At 73.8% G+C, this 14,773-nt stretch carries 14 protein-coding genes; 2 read left to right on the top strand and 12 right to left on the bottom strand.

Annotated elements, in window-relative coordinates; translation table 11 throughout:
- The 4 genes from ABII15_RS34735 to ABII15_RS34720 all read right to left on the bottom strand — a co-directional run bounded on the left by ABII15_RS34735 (position 1) and on the right by ABII15_RS34720 (position 3,952).
- Positions 1 to 1,200: a histidine kinase gene (locus ABII15_RS34735; RefSeq protein ID WP_353946247.1), complete on the bottom strand. Its 1,200-nt coding sequence runs from the start codon at positions 1,198 to 1,200 to the stop codon at positions 1 to 3.
- Positions 1,197 to 2,783, bottom strand: a complete 1,587-nt coding sequence (locus ABII15_RS34730; protein WP_353946246.1) for a cation acetate symporter — start codon at positions 2,781 to 2,783, stop codon at positions 1,197 to 1,199. The genes ABII15_RS34735 and ABII15_RS34730 overlap by 4 nt, the downstream gene beginning before the upstream one ends.
- Positions 2,780 to 3,133, bottom strand: a complete 354-nt coding sequence (locus tag ABII15_RS34725) for a hypothetical protein (RefSeq protein ID WP_353947296.1) — start codon at positions 3,131 to 3,133, stop codon at positions 2,780 to 2,782. Before ABII15_RS34725 ends, ABII15_RS34730 begins: the two co-directional genes overlap by 4 nt.
- 69 nt (positions 3,134 to 3,202) lie before the next feature.
- Positions 3,203 to 3,952, bottom strand: coding sequence for a LytTR family DNA-binding domain-containing protein (locus tag ABII15_RS34720; RefSeq protein WP_353946245.1), 750 nt, complete (start codon positions 3,950 to 3,952; stop codon positions 3,203 to 3,205).
- An 80-nt stretch (positions 3,953 to 4,032) separates the two neighbouring features.
- Between ABII15_RS34720 and ABII15_RS34715 the strand changes: the two genes are divergently transcribed.
- Complete coding sequence (locus tag ABII15_RS34715; protein WP_353946244.1) at positions 4,033 to 4,692, top strand: zf-HC2 domain-containing protein; 660 nt, start codon at positions 4,033 to 4,035, stop codon at positions 4,690 to 4,692.
- A 3-nt stretch (positions 4,693 to 4,695) separates the two neighbouring features.
- Here the strand turns inward: ABII15_RS34715 and ABII15_RS34710 are convergent, their stop codons facing one another.
- Genes ABII15_RS34710 through ABII15_RS34700 form a run of 3 tightly spaced genes read right to left on the bottom strand, consistent with a single transcriptional unit; the run spans position 4,696 to position 8,954 of the window.
- Positions 4,696 to 5,556 (bottom strand): DNA-formamidopyrimidine glycosylase family protein, encoded by an 861-nt coding sequence (locus ABII15_RS34710; protein ID WP_353946243.1) that lies wholly within the window; start codon positions 5,554 to 5,556, stop codon positions 4,696 to 4,698.
- 15 nt (positions 5,557 to 5,571) lie between these two features.
- Complete coding sequence (locus ABII15_RS34705) at positions 5,572 to 7,677, bottom strand: SpoIIE family protein phosphatase (RefSeq protein WP_353946242.1); 2,106 nt, start codon at positions 7,675 to 7,677, stop codon at positions 5,572 to 5,574.
- Between the two features lie 47 nt (positions 7,678 to 7,724).
- Positions 7,725 to 8,954: a DUF6777 domain-containing protein gene (locus tag ABII15_RS34700; RefSeq protein WP_353946241.1), complete on the bottom strand. Its 1,230-nt coding sequence runs from the start codon at positions 8,952 to 8,954 to the stop codon at positions 7,725 to 7,727.
- Positions 8,955 to 9,061: 107 nt separating this feature from the next.
- Here ABII15_RS34700 and ABII15_RS34695 point away from each other — a divergent pair, with 107 nt between their 5' ends.
- Positions 9,062 to 10,480: a lipase maturation factor family protein gene (locus ABII15_RS34695; RefSeq protein WP_353946240.1), complete on the top strand. Its 1,419-nt coding sequence runs from the start codon at positions 9,062 to 9,064 to the stop codon at positions 10,478 to 10,480.
- Here the strand turns inward: ABII15_RS34695 and ABII15_RS34690 are convergent.
- From ABII15_RS34690 to ABII15_RS34670, 5 genes are read right to left on the bottom strand one after another with little or no spacing between them, the layout of a single operon-like run.
- Positions 10,441 to 11,301, bottom strand: coding sequence for an amidohydrolase family protein (locus tag ABII15_RS34690; protein ID WP_353946239.1), 861 nt, complete (start codon positions 11,299 to 11,301; stop codon positions 10,441 to 10,443). The two genes, ABII15_RS34695 and ABII15_RS34690, sit on opposite strands and share 40 nt — an antisense overlap.
- Positions 11,298 to 11,612: an L-rhamnose mutarotase gene (locus ABII15_RS34685; protein WP_353946238.1), complete on the bottom strand. Its 315-nt coding sequence runs from the start codon at positions 11,610 to 11,612 to the stop codon at positions 11,298 to 11,300. The genes ABII15_RS34690 and ABII15_RS34685 overlap by 4 nt, the downstream gene beginning before the upstream one ends.
- On the bottom strand, positions 11,609 to 12,622 hold the full coding sequence (locus tag ABII15_RS34680) for an aldo/keto reductase (RefSeq protein ID WP_353946237.1): 1,014 nt from the start codon (positions 12,620 to 12,622) through the stop codon (positions 11,609 to 11,611). Before ABII15_RS34680 ends, ABII15_RS34685 begins: the two co-directional genes overlap by 4 nt.
- 5 nt (positions 12,623 to 12,627) lie before the next feature.
- Positions 12,628 to 13,395 carry an SDR family oxidoreductase gene (locus tag ABII15_RS34675; protein ID WP_353946236.1) on the bottom strand — a complete coding sequence of 256 codons (768 nt, stop codon included), beginning with the start codon at positions 13,393 to 13,395 and terminating at the stop codon, positions 12,628 to 12,630.
- Positions 13,392 to 14,747, bottom strand: coding sequence for an L-fuconate dehydratase (locus tag ABII15_RS34670; RefSeq protein ID WP_353946235.1), 1,356 nt, complete (start codon positions 14,745 to 14,747; stop codon positions 13,392 to 13,394). Before ABII15_RS34670 ends, ABII15_RS34675 begins: the two co-directional genes overlap by 4 nt.
- Between the last annotated feature and the right edge of the window lie 26 nt (positions 14,748 to 14,773).

Below are 14,773 nucleotides of genomic sequence, written 5' to 3'. Positions count from 1 at the left end.
TCAGGGGGCGTAGACGCCGGCCCGGTACTTCGGGATGCGGACGGTGATCTTCGTGCCCGCGCCCTCGGCCGTCTCGATCACCAGGCCGTAGGCGTCGCCGAAGACCTGGCGCAGGCGTTCGTCCACGTTCGACAGGCCGATGCCCGTCGAGCGGTCGCCCTCGCCGCGCAGGATCGCCCGCAGCCGGTCGGGGTCCATGCCGACGCCGTCGTCCTCGATGACGACCTCCGCCTCCGCGCCCGCGTCCGTCGCCCCGATCGAGATGCGGCTGCGGGTCACCGTGCCCTCCAGGCCGTGTTTCACGGCGTTCTCCACGAGTGGCTGGAGGCACAGGAACGGGAGTGTGACGGGCAGGACCTCCGGGGCGATCCGCAGGGTGACGGTGAGGCGGTCGCCGAAGCGGGCCCGGACGAGAGCCAAGTACTGGTCGATGGAGTGCAGTTCGTCGGCCAGGGTGGTGAACTCGCCGTGGCGGCGGAACGAGTAGCGGGTGAAGTCGGCGAACTCCAGCAGGAGTTCGCGCGCGCGTTCGGGGTCGGTGCGGACGAAGGACGCGATCGCCGCCAGGGAGTTGAAGATGAAGTGGGGCGAGATCTGCGCGCGCAGGGCCTTGATCTCCGCCTCGATCAGGCGGGTGCGGGAGCGGTCGAGTTCGGCGAGTTCGAGCTGGACCGAGACCCAGCGGGCCACCTCGTCCGTGGCGCGGGCCAGGACGGCGGACTCGCGGGGCGCGTAGGCGACGACGGCACCCCGGACGCGGCCGTCGGCCACCACCGGGGCCGCGACGGCCCAGCGCAGCGGGCAGTCGAGCGTGTCGCAGCCGCAGTCGAAGGCGACGGTGCGGCCGCCGGCGAGCAGGGGCTCCAGCTGCGGCATGACGTGCTTGGCGTGCGGGTGTTCGGACGTGCCGTCCCAGGCGAGGACCGTGGAGCGGTTGGTCAGGGCCAGGGCCTCGGTGCCGAGGAGGCTGCGCAGGCGGCGGGCCGACTTGCGGGCCGTGTCCTCGGTGAGGCCCGCGCGCAGTGCCGGGGCGGCGAGCGACGCGGTGTGGAGGGTTTCGAAGGTGGCGCGCTCCACGGGGGTGCCCACGTCGCTGCGGCCCGTGGGGTGGGCCGTTCTGCGGCCCAGGAGGAAGCCCGCGCCCAGGAGGATCGGGCAGAGGGCGAGGAGGGTCGCCGTGACCGTGCCGGTGGCTGTCACTGCTCGTCGCCTCTCGCCGTCCTGGGGGCCGTCGCGTCGCGTGGTGGCTGCCCCTGATGCTCGCGGGACGGGAGTGTGCCGTAGGGCTTCAGGGATTCCGGGAGGTGGAGGCGGGTCATCGTCGCCGTGGTGTGCGGGAGGATCGTGGACGGGGTGGCCAGGGAGACCAGGATCATGGCGAGGAAGCCGACCGGGACCGACCAGACCGCGGGCCAGGCGAGGAGGGTGTGGAGCCAGCCCGAGGTGGCCGCGCCGAAGACCGTGAGGGTGACGGCCAGGAGGGCCGAGCCGCCGCCCAGGAACAGGCCGGCCAGGGCGCCGGGCGGGGTCAGGCGGCGCCACCAGATGCCGAGGACCAGCAGGGGGCAGAAGGACGACGCCGAGACCGCGAAGGCCATGCCGACGGCGTCCGCGACCGGGACCCCGTCGACGAGGAGGGCGCCGCCCAGGGCCACCGCCATGGCCAGGACCACGCCGAGCCGGAAGTGGCGCACGCCCCGGGTGGGCAGCACGTCCTGGCTGACCACGCCGGCCACGGCCATGGTCAGGCCCGACGCGGTGGACAGGAACGCGGCGAAGGCGCCGCCCGCCACCAGCGCGCCGAGCAGGTCCCCCGCGACCCCGTCGATCATCCGCCCCGGCAGCAGCAGCACGGTGGCGTCCGCGTCCTGGGCGGTGGTGAGTTCGGGGACGTAGAGGCGGCCGAGCCAGCCGTAGAGCGGGGGCAGCAGGTAGAAGGCGCCGATGAGGGCCAGGACCACGACCGTCGTGCGGCGGGCGGCGCGGCCGTGCGGGCTCGTGTAGAAGCGGACCACGACGTGCGGGAGGCCCATGGTGCCGAGGAACGTCGCGACGATCAGGCCGTACGTGGCGTAGAGCGGGTGGTCGGCGCGGCTGGTGGCGAGGGGCTGCCCGGCGCCCGCGCCGGCCGTGGGCAGCTCCGCGGGGGTCGGTGCCGGGGGCTGGCCGCCCTGCCCGCGCCAGGCGAGGAGTAGGAAGAAGACGGGCACCAGCAGTGCCGTCAGCTTCAGCCAGTACTGGAAGGCCTGCACGAAGGTGATGGAGCGCATGCCGCCGGCGGCGACGGCCAGGACCACGACGGCCGCCACCAGAGCGGCGCCGAACCAGCGGGGCGCCCCGGTGAGGATCTGCAGCGTCAGACCGGCCCCCTGGAGCTGGGGCACGAGATAGAGCCAGCCCGCGCCGACGACGAACATGCTCACCACGCGGCGCACCTGGCGGGACTCCAGGCGTCCTTCGGCGAAGTCGGGGAGGGTGTACGCGCCCGAGCGGCGCAGCGGGGCCGCGACGAAGACCAGCAGCACCAGATGGCCCGCCGTGTAGCCGACCGGGTACCAGAGCATGTCCGGGCCGTGCACCAGGACCAGGCCCGCGACACCGAGGAAGGAGGCCGCGGACAGGTACTCGCCGCTGATCGCGGCGGCGTTGAGCCGGGGGCCGACGGTGCGCGAGGCCACGTAGAAGTCGGACGTGGTGCGGGAGATGCGCAGGCCGAAGCCGCCGATGAGGACGGTGGCGAGGACGACGACGGCCACCGCGGGGATCGCGTACGCCTCGTTCACGGTGCTCCGGGGTCGGTGGTGTCCCGGCCGCGGACGAGGGCGGCGAAGTCCCGTTCGTTGCGCTCGGCCCTGCGGACGTACCACCAGGCGATGAGAACCAGGAACGGATAGCAGCCGAAGCCGAGGACGAGCCATTCGACGGCCGCGTTGCGCAGGGCGCCGAAGAAGAGCGGGAGGATCGCCACCGGGGCGGCCAGGACGACGAACGCGGTGATGCCCGCGCGCAGTTGGCTGCGCATGAGGGAGCGGACGTACGCGGCGCCGAGCGTCGTCTGCTCGTCGATCTCCCACTGGGTGCGCAGGCCGGGCGGACCGGTCGCGCCGTGCGCGGTGCGCGGCTCGCCGGTCACCACCTCACGTCGTGGTTCGGACACGGGCGGAGTGTAGGCATCGATGGCGTGTCTGAGGAAGGGGGCTGGTCAGCCGCCGGAGCGGCGCATCAGCAGCTCCCGCACCCGGCCCGTGTGACGGCGGCTGACGGCGATCTGCGCGGTGCCGACGCGCACGGTCATCCCGGCGCCGTCGAGGCGGAGTTCGTCGATGCGGTGCAGGGCGACGAGATGGCTGCGGTGGACGCGGACGAAGCCGAGGGGCTGCCAGCGCTCCTCCAGGGTGGTCAGCGGGACGCGGACGAGGTGGCTGGCGCCGTCCGCGGTGTGCAGGCGGGCGTAGTCGCCCTGCGCCTCGGCATAGGTGATGTCGGCGACCGCCAGCATGCGGGTCACGCCGCCGAGTTCGACGGGGATCCGGTCGGCGACGGTGGCCGGGGGCGGGGCGAGCCGGACCCGTTCGGCGACCCTTCCGACGGCTTCGGCGAGGCGTTCGCGGCGCACCGGTTTGAGGAGGTAGTCGACGGCCTTGAGTTCGAAGGCCTGGACGGCGAAGTCCTCGTGCGCGGTGACGAAGACGACCAGCGGCGGGCGGGCGAACCCGGCGAGGAGGCGCGCCACGTCGAGGCCCGTCAGACCGGCCATCTGGATGTCGAGGAAGAGCACGTCGACGGCGCCGTCGCCGCCGGGGCCCTCCTCCAGGGCGCGGCCGATGCGGCGCAGCGCCTCGGTGGCGTCGGTGGCGCCCTCGGCGCTGTGCACGCGAGGGTCCGCGCGCAGGAGGTAGAGGAGTTCGGCGAGGGCGGGTTCCTCGTCGTCGACGGCCAGTACGCGCAGCATGCGGCGGAGTGTAATCGCGCGGTCGCTTGAATGAATCGGCTGCCCCGTGCGTACCGGTGGTCGAGAGCGGGAGGAACGCAATGGGGTCCCTGGAACGGCATCGCGACGCGGGCGCCTACGCCCTGGGGGTTCTCGACCCGGCGGACCTGTTCCGCTTCGAGGACCATCTGGCGGACTGCGCCGCGTGCACGGCGTACATCGGTGAACTGCGTCCCACCACGGGCCTGTTGGCGATGTACGCGCAGGCGACTCCGTCGTGCGTGGAGTGGTGCGCGCGGCCCGCGTCGTCGCTCGTGGAGCGGGCCGTGGAGCGGCTGGGCGCGCTGCACCGGGCCGGGCGCCGGCGGGCGTGGGCGGCGCTCGCCGCACTGGCGCTGCTGGCGGCGGCCGGGGCGGGCGCCGCGCTGCGGCATCCGGTCGTGGGCGGGGACGCGCTCGCGCTGCGCGGACGCGACACGGTGTCCGGGGTGACGGCCCGGCTCACCGCGGACGGGCGCGGCTGGGGCAGCCAGGTCGACCTGGACGTCCGTGATCCGGGCGGGCCGCGGGTGTGCCGGCTGGTAGCGGTGGGGCGGGACGGGTCGGAGCAGACGGTGGCGAGCTGGGCGGTGCACGGCGGCGGCACGGACCGGGTGTCGGTGACGGGCGGGGCGGCGCAGCGGCCGGACGCCATCGCGCGGTTCGAGGTGCGGGCGGTCGGCGGCGGACGGCTGCTGTCGCTGCCGGTGTCGTCGCCGTGACGCTCACTTCAGCAGCCGGGACATCCTGCGGTCGGCCAGCGGCTTGCCGCCCGTCTGGCAGGTGGGGCAGTACTGCAACGAGCTGTCGCTGAAGCTGACTTCGCGGATGATGTCGCCGCACACGGGGCACGGCTCGCCGGTGCGGCCGTGCACCCGCAGGCCGCTCTTCTTCTCGGCCTTGAGCCGGCCGGCGGCGACCCCGCGCGAGCGCTCGACGGCCTCCGTGAGGGTGGTGCGCAGCGCCTCGTAGAGGGTGTGCACGTCGTCGGGTGTGAGGGTGGCGGCCAGCTTGAACGGGGACATTTTGGCCGCGTGCAGGGCTTCGTCACTGTAGGCGTTCCCCACGCCCGCGATCACCTTCTGGTCCCTCAACACCCCTTTGATCTGGCGCCGTTCACCGTCGAGGAGCGCGGCGAAGGTCTTCTCGTCGAAGGTGTCGGCGAGCGGGTCGGGGCCGAGGCGGGCGATGCCCGGGACGTCGCCGGGGTCGTGGACGACGTACACCGCGAGCTTCTTGGTGGTGCCGGCCTCGGTGAGGTCGAAGCCCTCCCCCGTGGCGAGGGCGACGCGCAGCGCGAGCGGGCCCTTGCCGGGTTTCGGCGGGCCGTCGGGCAGCCGGTCCTTCCACTGGAGCCAGCCCGCCCGGGCCAGGTGGGTGACGAGGTGCAGTCCGTCGGCGTCGATGTCGAGGAACTTGCCGTGCCGGGCGACGGCGGTGACCGTGCGGCCCTGGAGGGCGGTGAGCGGCGGGTCGTAGGTCTTCAGGACGCTGATCGCGACGGGCAGCACGCGGACGATCTCGCGTCCCGTCAGATGGTCGGCGAGGAAGTCCTTCAGCGCTTCGACCTCGGGCAGTTCCGGCATGGGGTCCTCCTCCTGTCAGCCGCGGGCGGGCACCACGAACTCGCACCACACGCACTTGCCGCCGCCGCGCGCCTCGACGCCCCACACGTCGGCGAGCCGGTCGACGAGGAGCAGACCGCGTCCCGAGACCCCGTCCTCCCCCGCTTCCCGGCGGCGCGGCAGCGCGCTGGAGGTGTCCTCGACGTCGACCCTGAGCCGCCGGTCGGTGCCGGTCAGGACGCGCAGGGTGACGACGGCGGGGCCCTCGGTGTGCATGAGGGCGTTGGTGACGAGTTCGTCGGCGACGAGTTCGATCTCGTCGGTGCGTTCGGCCGCGCCCCAGGCGCGGACGGCGGCGCGGATCATGTGCCGGGCGGCGGCGAGGGCGTCGGGGTCGCCGGGCGGCACGTGCTCGGTGAGCCGGCCGCCGCTGCGGGCCGCGCCCGCGCCGCGGCGGCGCAGCAGCAGGAGCGCCACGTCGTCGTCGCCGCCGCGTTCGTCGACCGTGCCGCACAGCCGGTCGGCGAGCCGGTCGATGTCGGCGGGGCCGTTGCCGATGAGCGTGGAGAGGGCCTGCATCCCGTCGTCGAGGTCGGTGCCGGGCTGTTCGACGAGGCCGTCGGTGCACAGCAGCAGGGTTTCGCCCGGGTCCAGCTCGACGGTCGTGACCGGGTATTCGAGCCGCCCGAACTCGGCGGACAGGCCCAGCGGGAGGCCGCCCTCGACAGGCACCTTGCGGCACATGCCGTCGGTGCGGCGCAGCAGCGGGTCGAGGTGGCCCGCGCGCACGAACTGCACGACGCCGGTGGACAGGTCGGCCTCCGCGTACAGGCAGGTCGCGAAGCGTTCGGTGTCGAGTTCGTGGAGGAAGACGGAGGCGCGGGCCATGACGGTCGCCGGGGTGTGGCCCTCGGCGGCGTACGCGCGCAGCACGATGCGCAGCTGTCCCATGACGGCGGCGGCGTGCGTGTCGTGGCCCTGGACGTCCCCGATGACGGCGCCGACCCGGCCGCCGGGCAGGGGTATCACGTCGTACCAGTCGCCGCCGACATCCCGGCCGAGGGACGCGGAGCGGTAGCGGACGGCGATGTCGGCGCCGGGCACGTCGGGGATGGTGCGGGGCAGCATGGCCTGCTGGAGCCCCTGGGCGAGGTCCTTCTCCTGCTCGTAGAACATGGCGCGCTGGAGGCTCTGCGCGATGGAGCTGCCGAGGGCGACGAGGACGTTGCGCTCGGACTCGGAGAAGCCCTTGCGGTCGTGGTAGAGGAGGCCGACGACGCCGATGGGGCGGGCCTGCGCGATGAGCGGCAGGTAGGCGGCGGAGCGGATGCCGAGGTGGGTGATGTGCGGCCACAGCACCGGGTACGAGGCCGCGAAGTCCTCCGGCGACTCGATGAACCGGGGGGTGAGGGTGCGCACGACCTCGCTCATCGGGTACGGGTCGTCGACGCGGGTGACGTGGGTGCCCGGCACGAAGCTGCCGCGCGGTCCCTCGGCGACGAGGTGGATCCGGCCCGCGCGCACCAGCCCCATGACGAAGCTGGTGGCGCCCAGGTGCTCGATGCCGTGGGTCTCGCGCAGCACGTCGATGACGTCGCGGACGGTCCGGGCGTGCGCGAGGGCGGCGGTGGTGTTCTGCACGACGCTGGTCTCGCGGCGCCGGGCGGCCGCGCGGACGGCGCGCTCGTGCTGGACGGTGGCGTCGTTCAGCTCGTCGGTGGCGTCGCGCACGATGCCGACGATGCGGCGCGGGTGGCCGTGGTCGTCGCGCCGGATGTAGCCGCGGGTGTGGGTCCAGCGCAGCGCGCCGTCGCGGGTGCGGATGCGGAAGTAGGCGCCGTAGTTCTCCTCGCCGCTCTTCAGCGCCTGCGAGACGATCGCGTCGAGGCGGCCCGCGTCGCCGCGCGGGACGCGCGTCCCGAGGCTCTCGGGGTGCCCGTCGTACTCCTGCGGCAGCAGGTCGAACACGTCGTGGGCGTTGCTGTCCATGTGCATCAGGCCGCTGGCCAGGTCCCACTCGAAGCTGCCCATGCGCAGACCGCGCCCGTAGGCCTCCAGGAAGCCGATCGGCGAGTCGTCCCCGGGGGGCTCCCCGCCCAGGGAGCTCCCCGGCTCCTCGCCGCCCCCGCTGTCCGCGTCCATGACGCCACGCTATGCGCAGGTCCGGGGGGCCGCACGTCTGCGCAGCGTCACGGGGAGGTGCCGTCCGAGGCGTCCGGGACCAGGCCGCCGCCGTCGGACCGGTCGGGGGTGTCGGGGACCGTGCCGGGGCCGGTGCCCTCGTCCGTCGTGCCGGTGCCCGCCGTGTCCCCGCCGGTGTCGGACGGCTCGTCGAAGCTCGGGGTGTCGCTGGTGGGTACGTCGCTGGAGTCCTCCGGTGACACGTCCGTGCCGGAGCTGCTGGGCTGCGAGGACTCCGGGGTGGGCGTGGGGCAGCCGGACGGCCAGGGGGACGGCGACGGGCTGTCGGTCGCGGTGGCCGTGGGGCAGGCGGTGCTGGAGGTGGTCTCGCTCGGCGTGCCGGTGTCGGTGGCGCTCTCGGACGTCGAGTCGCTCGCGCTCGGTGACGTGGTGCTCGGCGTCGGGGTCGGGGGCGTCGTCGGCGTGCCGCTCGGCGGGGGTGTGGGCGTCGGGGTGGGCGCGGGGACGACCCGGTCCTTGTGCCCGTCGTCGCCGGTCTTCCGCTCGATCCAGGTGTTGTTGACGACGTTGACGATGGTGATGTTCTGGATGACCGTCGGCGCCGGGGTCACGACGACGACCTTGGTCGGCTCGTAGCCGTTCCACGCCTTGCCCTGGCGGCTGGGGCTGCCGCTGAGGGCGACGGGCTGCTTGAGCGGGTTGCCGCAGGCGCAGCGCACGCGCGGCGTGCCGCGTCCGTCGACCAGGACGGCGGTGCCGGACTGGAGCACGGACTGGAACGTGGTGGCGCGGCCGTCCCGGTAGCCGTGGTTGGTGACCCGGGTGTCGGCGCGCAGCACGACCGGGGTGAGCCCGCGCAGGAAGCCCGGGATGTCGGCCGTGGAGACCCCGGCGGCCTCGGCGAACGCGCCGGCCTTGGCCTGGTCGGAGGTGAGGAAGCGGACCTGCTTCTCGACGTCGCAGCTGCCCAGGGCATGGGTGCCGCCGTAGAGGCCGGGGGTGGCGCCGGAGATCTCGCGGGCGCCCTGCTGGGTGGCCGAGGGGGTGCCGGTCGGTGCGGGTTGCGGCGTTCGGGTGACGGGCGGGTTGCTCGCGTCCGAGGTGGCGGTGGAGTCGGTGAAGGGGTCGGGGCCCTGGGCGGCGACGGGCTGGAGGAACAGCTCGCCCTTCCCGTCGGCCGCGTTCTTCGCTCCGTCCCCGGAGCATCCGGCGAGCAGCAGGGCCGCCGATATGCCGAGGGCCGTGACGTAGGTTCTGGTCCTGATCCGTGCGCGCACGCAGCTCTCCCACCTGTGCACCAACGATGTGTCCCTCCATCTCTGGGCCCGGCGCGCGGGAGCCGCAAGTCGTGGTCCGGGCGCGGGGCGGGGCCCACACTGAGGACGTGGACTGGTTCGCGGCGTCCGATTCCGCCTGGCTGGGCCGGCTGGTGTTCCAGCGCGGTCTGGCGGCGCTGTACGTCGTGGCGTTCGTGGGGGCGGCGCTGCAGTTCCGGGCGCTGATCGGGGAGCGCGGGATGCTGCCGGTGCCGCGGTTCCTGGAGCGGGTGCCGTGGCGGCGGGCGCCGACGCTGTTCCGGCTGCGCTTCTCCGACCGGTTCTTCGCCGGGTGCGCGTGGGGCGGCGCGGCCGTCGCGGCGGCGCTGCTCGCGGGGGTGGACGGGCTGCTGCCGCTGTGGGGCGCGATGGCGCTGTGGCTGGTGCCCTGGGCGCTGTATCTGTCGATCGTGAACGTCGGGCAGGCCTGGTACGGCTTCGGCTGGGAGTCGCTGCTCCTGGAGGTCGGTTTCCTGGCGGTCTTCCTCGGCAACGACGAGGTGGCGCCGCCGGTGCTCGTGCTGTTCCTGCTGCGCTGGGTGCTGTTCCGCCTGGAGTTCGGGGCGGGTCTCATCAAGCTGCGCGGTGACGTCTGCTGGCGGCGGCTGACCTGTCTGTACTTCCATCACGAGACGCAGCCGATGCCGGGCCCGCTGAGCTGGTTCTTCCACCGGCTGCCGGGGCCGCTGCACCGGGTGGAGGCGGCGGCGAACCACGTCACCCAGCTCGTCGTGCCGTTCCTGCTGTTCGCGCCGCAGCCGGTGGCGTCCGGCGCGGCCGCCCTGATGATCGTCACCCAGTTCTGGCTGATCCTGTCGGGGAACTTCGCCTGGCTGAACTGGCTGACCATGGTCCTCGCGGCCTCCGTCCTCGCTCTCCCGCCGAGCCTGTCGCCACGGATCCCGTCGGGGCTGTCCGGTCCCCCGCTCTGGTACGAGGGTGTCGTCCTGGCGCTGGCCTGCGGGGTCGCCGTGCTGAGCGTCCGGCCGGTGCGCAATCTGCTCTCCCGGCGCCAGTCCATGAACCGGTCGTACGACTCCCTGCACCTGGTGAACACGTACGGGGCGTTCGGCACGGTGGGCCGGGTGCGTCAGGAGATCGTGGTGGAGGGCACGGCGGACCCGGATCCGGGGCCCGAAGCGGACTGGCGGGCCTACGAGTTCAAGGGCAAGCCGGGTGATCCGCGCCGGCTGCCGCGGCAGTTCGCCCCATATCATCTGCGGCTGGACTGGATGATGTGGTTCGCCGCGCTGTCGCCCGCGTACGCCCGTTCGTGGTTCGAGCCGTTCGTGGAGCGGCTCCTCGCGGGCGACCGGGACACGCTGCGGCTGCTGCGCCGCTGTCCGTTCTCCGACGCGCCACCGCGGTACGTACGGGCGCGGGTGTTCCGCTACCGGTACACGACCCGGGCGGAGCGGCGGGCGTCAGGGGCCTGGTGGGAGCGGACCTACGTGCGGGAGTTCCTGCCGCCGACCCGGCTGAGGTAGACCCGCTCTGCGGTGCGCGCGAACACGTCCTCGTCGAGCCCGCCGACCAACTCCCGTGCTGTCGAGAGGACTTGGCCGTACGTCGCGGCGAGGGTGCACACCGGCCAGTCGGAGCCGAACAGGACACGCTCGGGGCCGAAGGCGTCCAGGACCGTGTCGGCGTAGGGGCGGAGGGTGTCGACGGTCCAGGTGGCCGGGTCGGCCTCGGTGACCATGCCGGAGAGCTTGCAGACGGTGTTCGGCACCGCGGCGAGGGCCCGGATCCGGTCACGCCACGGGTCCAGTTCCCCGGCGGCGATCTCCGGCTTGCCCAGGTGGTCGAGGACGAAGGTGAGGCCGGGGTGCTCGGCGGCGGCCTTCACACAGGCGGGCAGTTGGTGCGCCCGCACGAGAAGGTCGTAGACGAGTCCGGCGTCGGCCACCGCCGTCAGACCGCGCCGTACCTCGGGCCGCAGCAGCCAGCCCGGGTCCGGTTCGCCCTGCACGGGATGGCGGATGCCCACCAGATGCTGTCCGCCGGGGAGTTGGCGCAGCCGCGCGAGTTCGTCGGTGACGTCGGACCGGGTGAGGTCGGTCCAGCCGACGACGGCGGCGACGAGGTCGCTGTCCGCGGCGAGCGCCAGGAACTCGGGGGTCTCCTCGGCGACCGGGACCGTCTGCACGAGGACGGTGGCCGTCACCCCGGCCTCACGCGCCTGCGGCAGCAGTTCGTCGAGACCGAAATCGCGCCGGATGGGAGCGAGTTCGGGGCCGGTGATCCAGTCCTGGTCCCGTACGGAGAGGCCCCACACGTGGTGGTGGGCGTCGACGACTCCGGTCACGGCAGCTCCCAGACCACCGGCAGGCCGGCATCGGCGCCCCCGGCGGAGTAGTCGTGGACGACGTCGAGGAGTTCGCTCATGCGGGCCTGCCAGGCGATGTTCACGGGCAGCCGGTCGAGTTCGGCGAGCAGCCGGGAGTAGTCCGCGCAGTCCAGGACGTGGAAGAGGTCGGTGCCGCTGCGCCAGATCGTCCACCGCTCGGCGCCCGCCGCGCGGATCGCGGCGACGAGTTCGGCGGGGACCTCGCGGTGGGCGGCCTCGTACTCCGCGACGCGGTCGGCGCGGACCTTGGTGTGCAGGGCGACTCTCACGCGGGCTGCTCCTGTGTCGGGGGTGCGGGGGTCGGGACGTCGGCGGGCAGCAGGTGCTCCGCGCGGGCCTCCTGCCAGAACGCGGCGGGCACCGTGGAGGTGAACTGGCTTACGGTGTCGTGGACTTCGGCGGCGGAGCGGGTGCCGACGAGGACGCCGGTGACGGCTTCGTGCCCGTACGGGAAGGCGAGGGCCGCGGCCCGCAGGGTGGTGCCGTGGCGCCGGGCGAGGTCCTGCCAGGCCAGGGCCCGCTCCACCACGTCGGCCGGGGCGAGGCCGTAGTCGAAGGTGGCGCCCGGCTTCGGGTCGGCGAGCAGACCCGAGTTGAAGACGCCGCCGACGACGACGGACACGCCGCGCCCGGCGGCCGCGGGCAGCAGTTCGTGCAGGGCCCGCTGGTCGAGGAGGCTGTAGCGGCCCGCGCAGAGCACCACGTCGACGTCGGTGTCCCGCACGAACCGGGTGAGCATCGCGGCCTGGTTCATGCCCGCGCCGATGGCACCGACCAGGCCCTCGGCGCGCATCCGCTCCAGCTCCGGGTAGGCCTCGCCGAAGGCCTGCCGGGCGTGGTCGTCGGGGTCGTGGAGGTAGACCACGTCGATCCGGTCGAGGCCGAGCCGTTCCAGGCTGTCCTCGAGGGAGCGGCGCACCCCCGCCGCGCTGAAGTCCCAGACGCGGCGGTGGGCGGCCGGGGTCGCGAAGCCGGAGGCGCTGTCGTCTCCCCCGGCGCCCGCGTCGCCGGTGGGCTCCAGGAGCCGGCCGACCTTGGTGGACAGGGTGTAGGAGCCGGGCGGCCGGGTGCGCAGGAACGCGCCGACGCGGCGCTCCGACACGCCGACGCCGTAGTGCGGGGCGGTGTCGAAGTAGCGGATGCCGGCGTCCCAGGCGGCTTCGAGCGCGGCGTGCGCCTCGTCGTCGCCGACCGGGGTGTAGAGGTTGCCGATCGCCGCGGCGCCGAAGCCGAGTGCGGTGACGGGGACGCGGGTGCGGCCCAGGGTGCGTGTGCGCATCGGGGTCACTGTCCCGCGGGGCGCAGCCGCAGTCCCTGCATGCCGCCGTCGACGGCGAGGGCGGTGCCGGTGGTGGCGCCGGAGAGCGGGCTCGCGAGGTAGGCGACGGCGCCCGCGACCTCTTCGGCGGAGACGAGGCGGCCGGTGGGCTGGCGGGCTTCGAGGGCGGCGCGTTCGGCGGCCGGGTCGTCGGCCCGGTCGAGGAGGCGGCCGATCCACGGGGTGTCGGCGGTGCCCGGGTTGACGCAGTTGACGCGGATGCCCTCGCGTATGTGGTCGGCGGCCATGGCGAGGGTGAGGGACTGGACGGCGCCCTTGGACGCGGAGTACAGGGCGCGCTGCGGCAGGCCCGCGGTGGCGGCGATGGAGCAGGTGTTGACGACGGCCGCGTGCTCGGAGGCGCGCAGCGCGGGCAGGGCGGCGCGGGTGACGCGGACCATGCCGATGACGTTCACGTCAAGGACGCGGTGCCATTCGGCGTCGTCGTTGTCGGCGACGGTGCCCTGGGCGCCGATGCCCGCGTTGTTGACGAGGATGTCGAGCCCGCCGAGGTCGGCGACGGCGGCGGCCACGGCGGCCCGTACGGTCTCGTCGTCGGTGACATCCGCGGCGTATCCGCGCAGCGGCTTGTCGACGGCGGTGATGTCCCGGTCGAGGACGGCGACGGCGGCGCCGCGGGCGGCGAGGAGTTCGGCGGTGGCGCGGCCGAGGCCGGAGGCGCCGCCGGTGACGAGGGCCCTGAGGCCGTCGAAGTCCTTGAAGGTGTCGCTCATGCTGCGGCTCCGTTCGTGTGGGGCTCGTGCTGCCCGGCGCGGTCGCGGACCCAGAATCCGCCGTCCGGGAAGGTGAATTCGGCGATGGACTCGGCGCGCATGGTGGCGGAGAAGCCGGGCGCGGTGGGGGCCGTGTAGTGGCCGCCGGCCATGACGACCGGGTCGACGAAGTGGTCGTGGAGATGGTCGACGTACTCGATGACGCGGTCCTCGGTGGTGCCGGAGAGGGCGACGTAGTCGAACATCGACAGGTGCTGGACGAGTTCGCACAGGCCGACGCCGCCCGCGTGCGGGCAGACGGGGACGCCGAACTCGGCGGCGAGCAGCAGGATCGCCAGGTTCTCGTTGACGCCGCCGACGCGGGCGGCGTCGATCTGCAGGATGTCGATCGCGCCGGCCTGGAGGAGCTGCTTGAAGACGATGCGGTTCTGGACGTGTTCGCCGGTGGCGACCTTGACGGGGCCGACGGCGCGGCGGACGGCGGCGTGGCCGAGGACGTCGTCGGGGCTGGTGGGTTCCTCGATCCAGTAGGGGTCGAACTCGGCGAGGGCGCGGGTCCATTCGATGGCCTCGCCGACGTTCCAGCGCTGGTTGGCGTCGATGGCCATCCGGATGTCGGGGCCGATGACCCGGCGTGCGGTGCGGCAGCGGCGGATGTCGTCGTCGAGGTCGGCGCCGACCTTCAGCTTGATCTGGGTGAAGCCCTCGGCGACGGCCTCCCGGGCGAGCCGGCCGAGCTTGTCGTCGCTGTAGCCGAGCCAGCCGGGGGACGTGGTGTAGCCGGGGTAGCCGCGGGCCAGCAGGTCCGCCGTGCGCTCGGCGGCGCCACGGCGGCCCGAGCGGAGCAGTTCCAGGGCCCGTTCGGGGGTGAGGGCGTCGGCGATGTAGCGGAAGTCGACCTGGGAGACCAGCCACTCGGGTTCGGCGTCGGCGAGCAGTCGCCACAGCGGCTTCGCGGCGCGCTTGGCCGCGAGGTCCCACACCGCGTTGACGACGGCGCCGATCGCCATGTGCATCACGCCCTTCTCGGGCCCGAGCCAGCGCAGTTGGCTGTCGCCGATCAGGTCGCGGTTGAGGCTGCCGGGGTCGGCGCACAGCTCGTCGACCGGGCGGCCGACGACGTGGTGGCGCAGGCTGTGGATCGCGGCGACCTGGACGTCGTTGCCGCGGCCGATGGTGAACGTGAAGCCGTGCCCCTCGTGTCCGTCGGCGGCGTCGGTGCGCAGCACGACGTAGGCGGCGGAGTAGTCGGGGTCGGGGTTCATGGCGTCGGAGCCGTCGAGTTCCCGGGAGGTCGGGAAGCGGATGTCGTAGGTGTCGACCGCGGTGACGCGCGGGGTGGTTGGGGACACGGGGTGCCTTTCGGGGCGGGGGCGGA

Origin of the sequence: Streptomyces sp. HUAS MG91 (assembly GCF_040529335.1) — a bacterium.
In the GTDB taxonomy this organism is placed as follows: domain Bacteria; phylum Actinomycetota; class Actinomycetes; order Streptomycetales; family Streptomycetaceae; genus Streptomyces; species Streptomyces tabacisoli.
The sequence above is the reverse complement of the archived record's forward strand: the minus strand, read 5'-3'. Positions and strand labels throughout refer to the sequence as shown.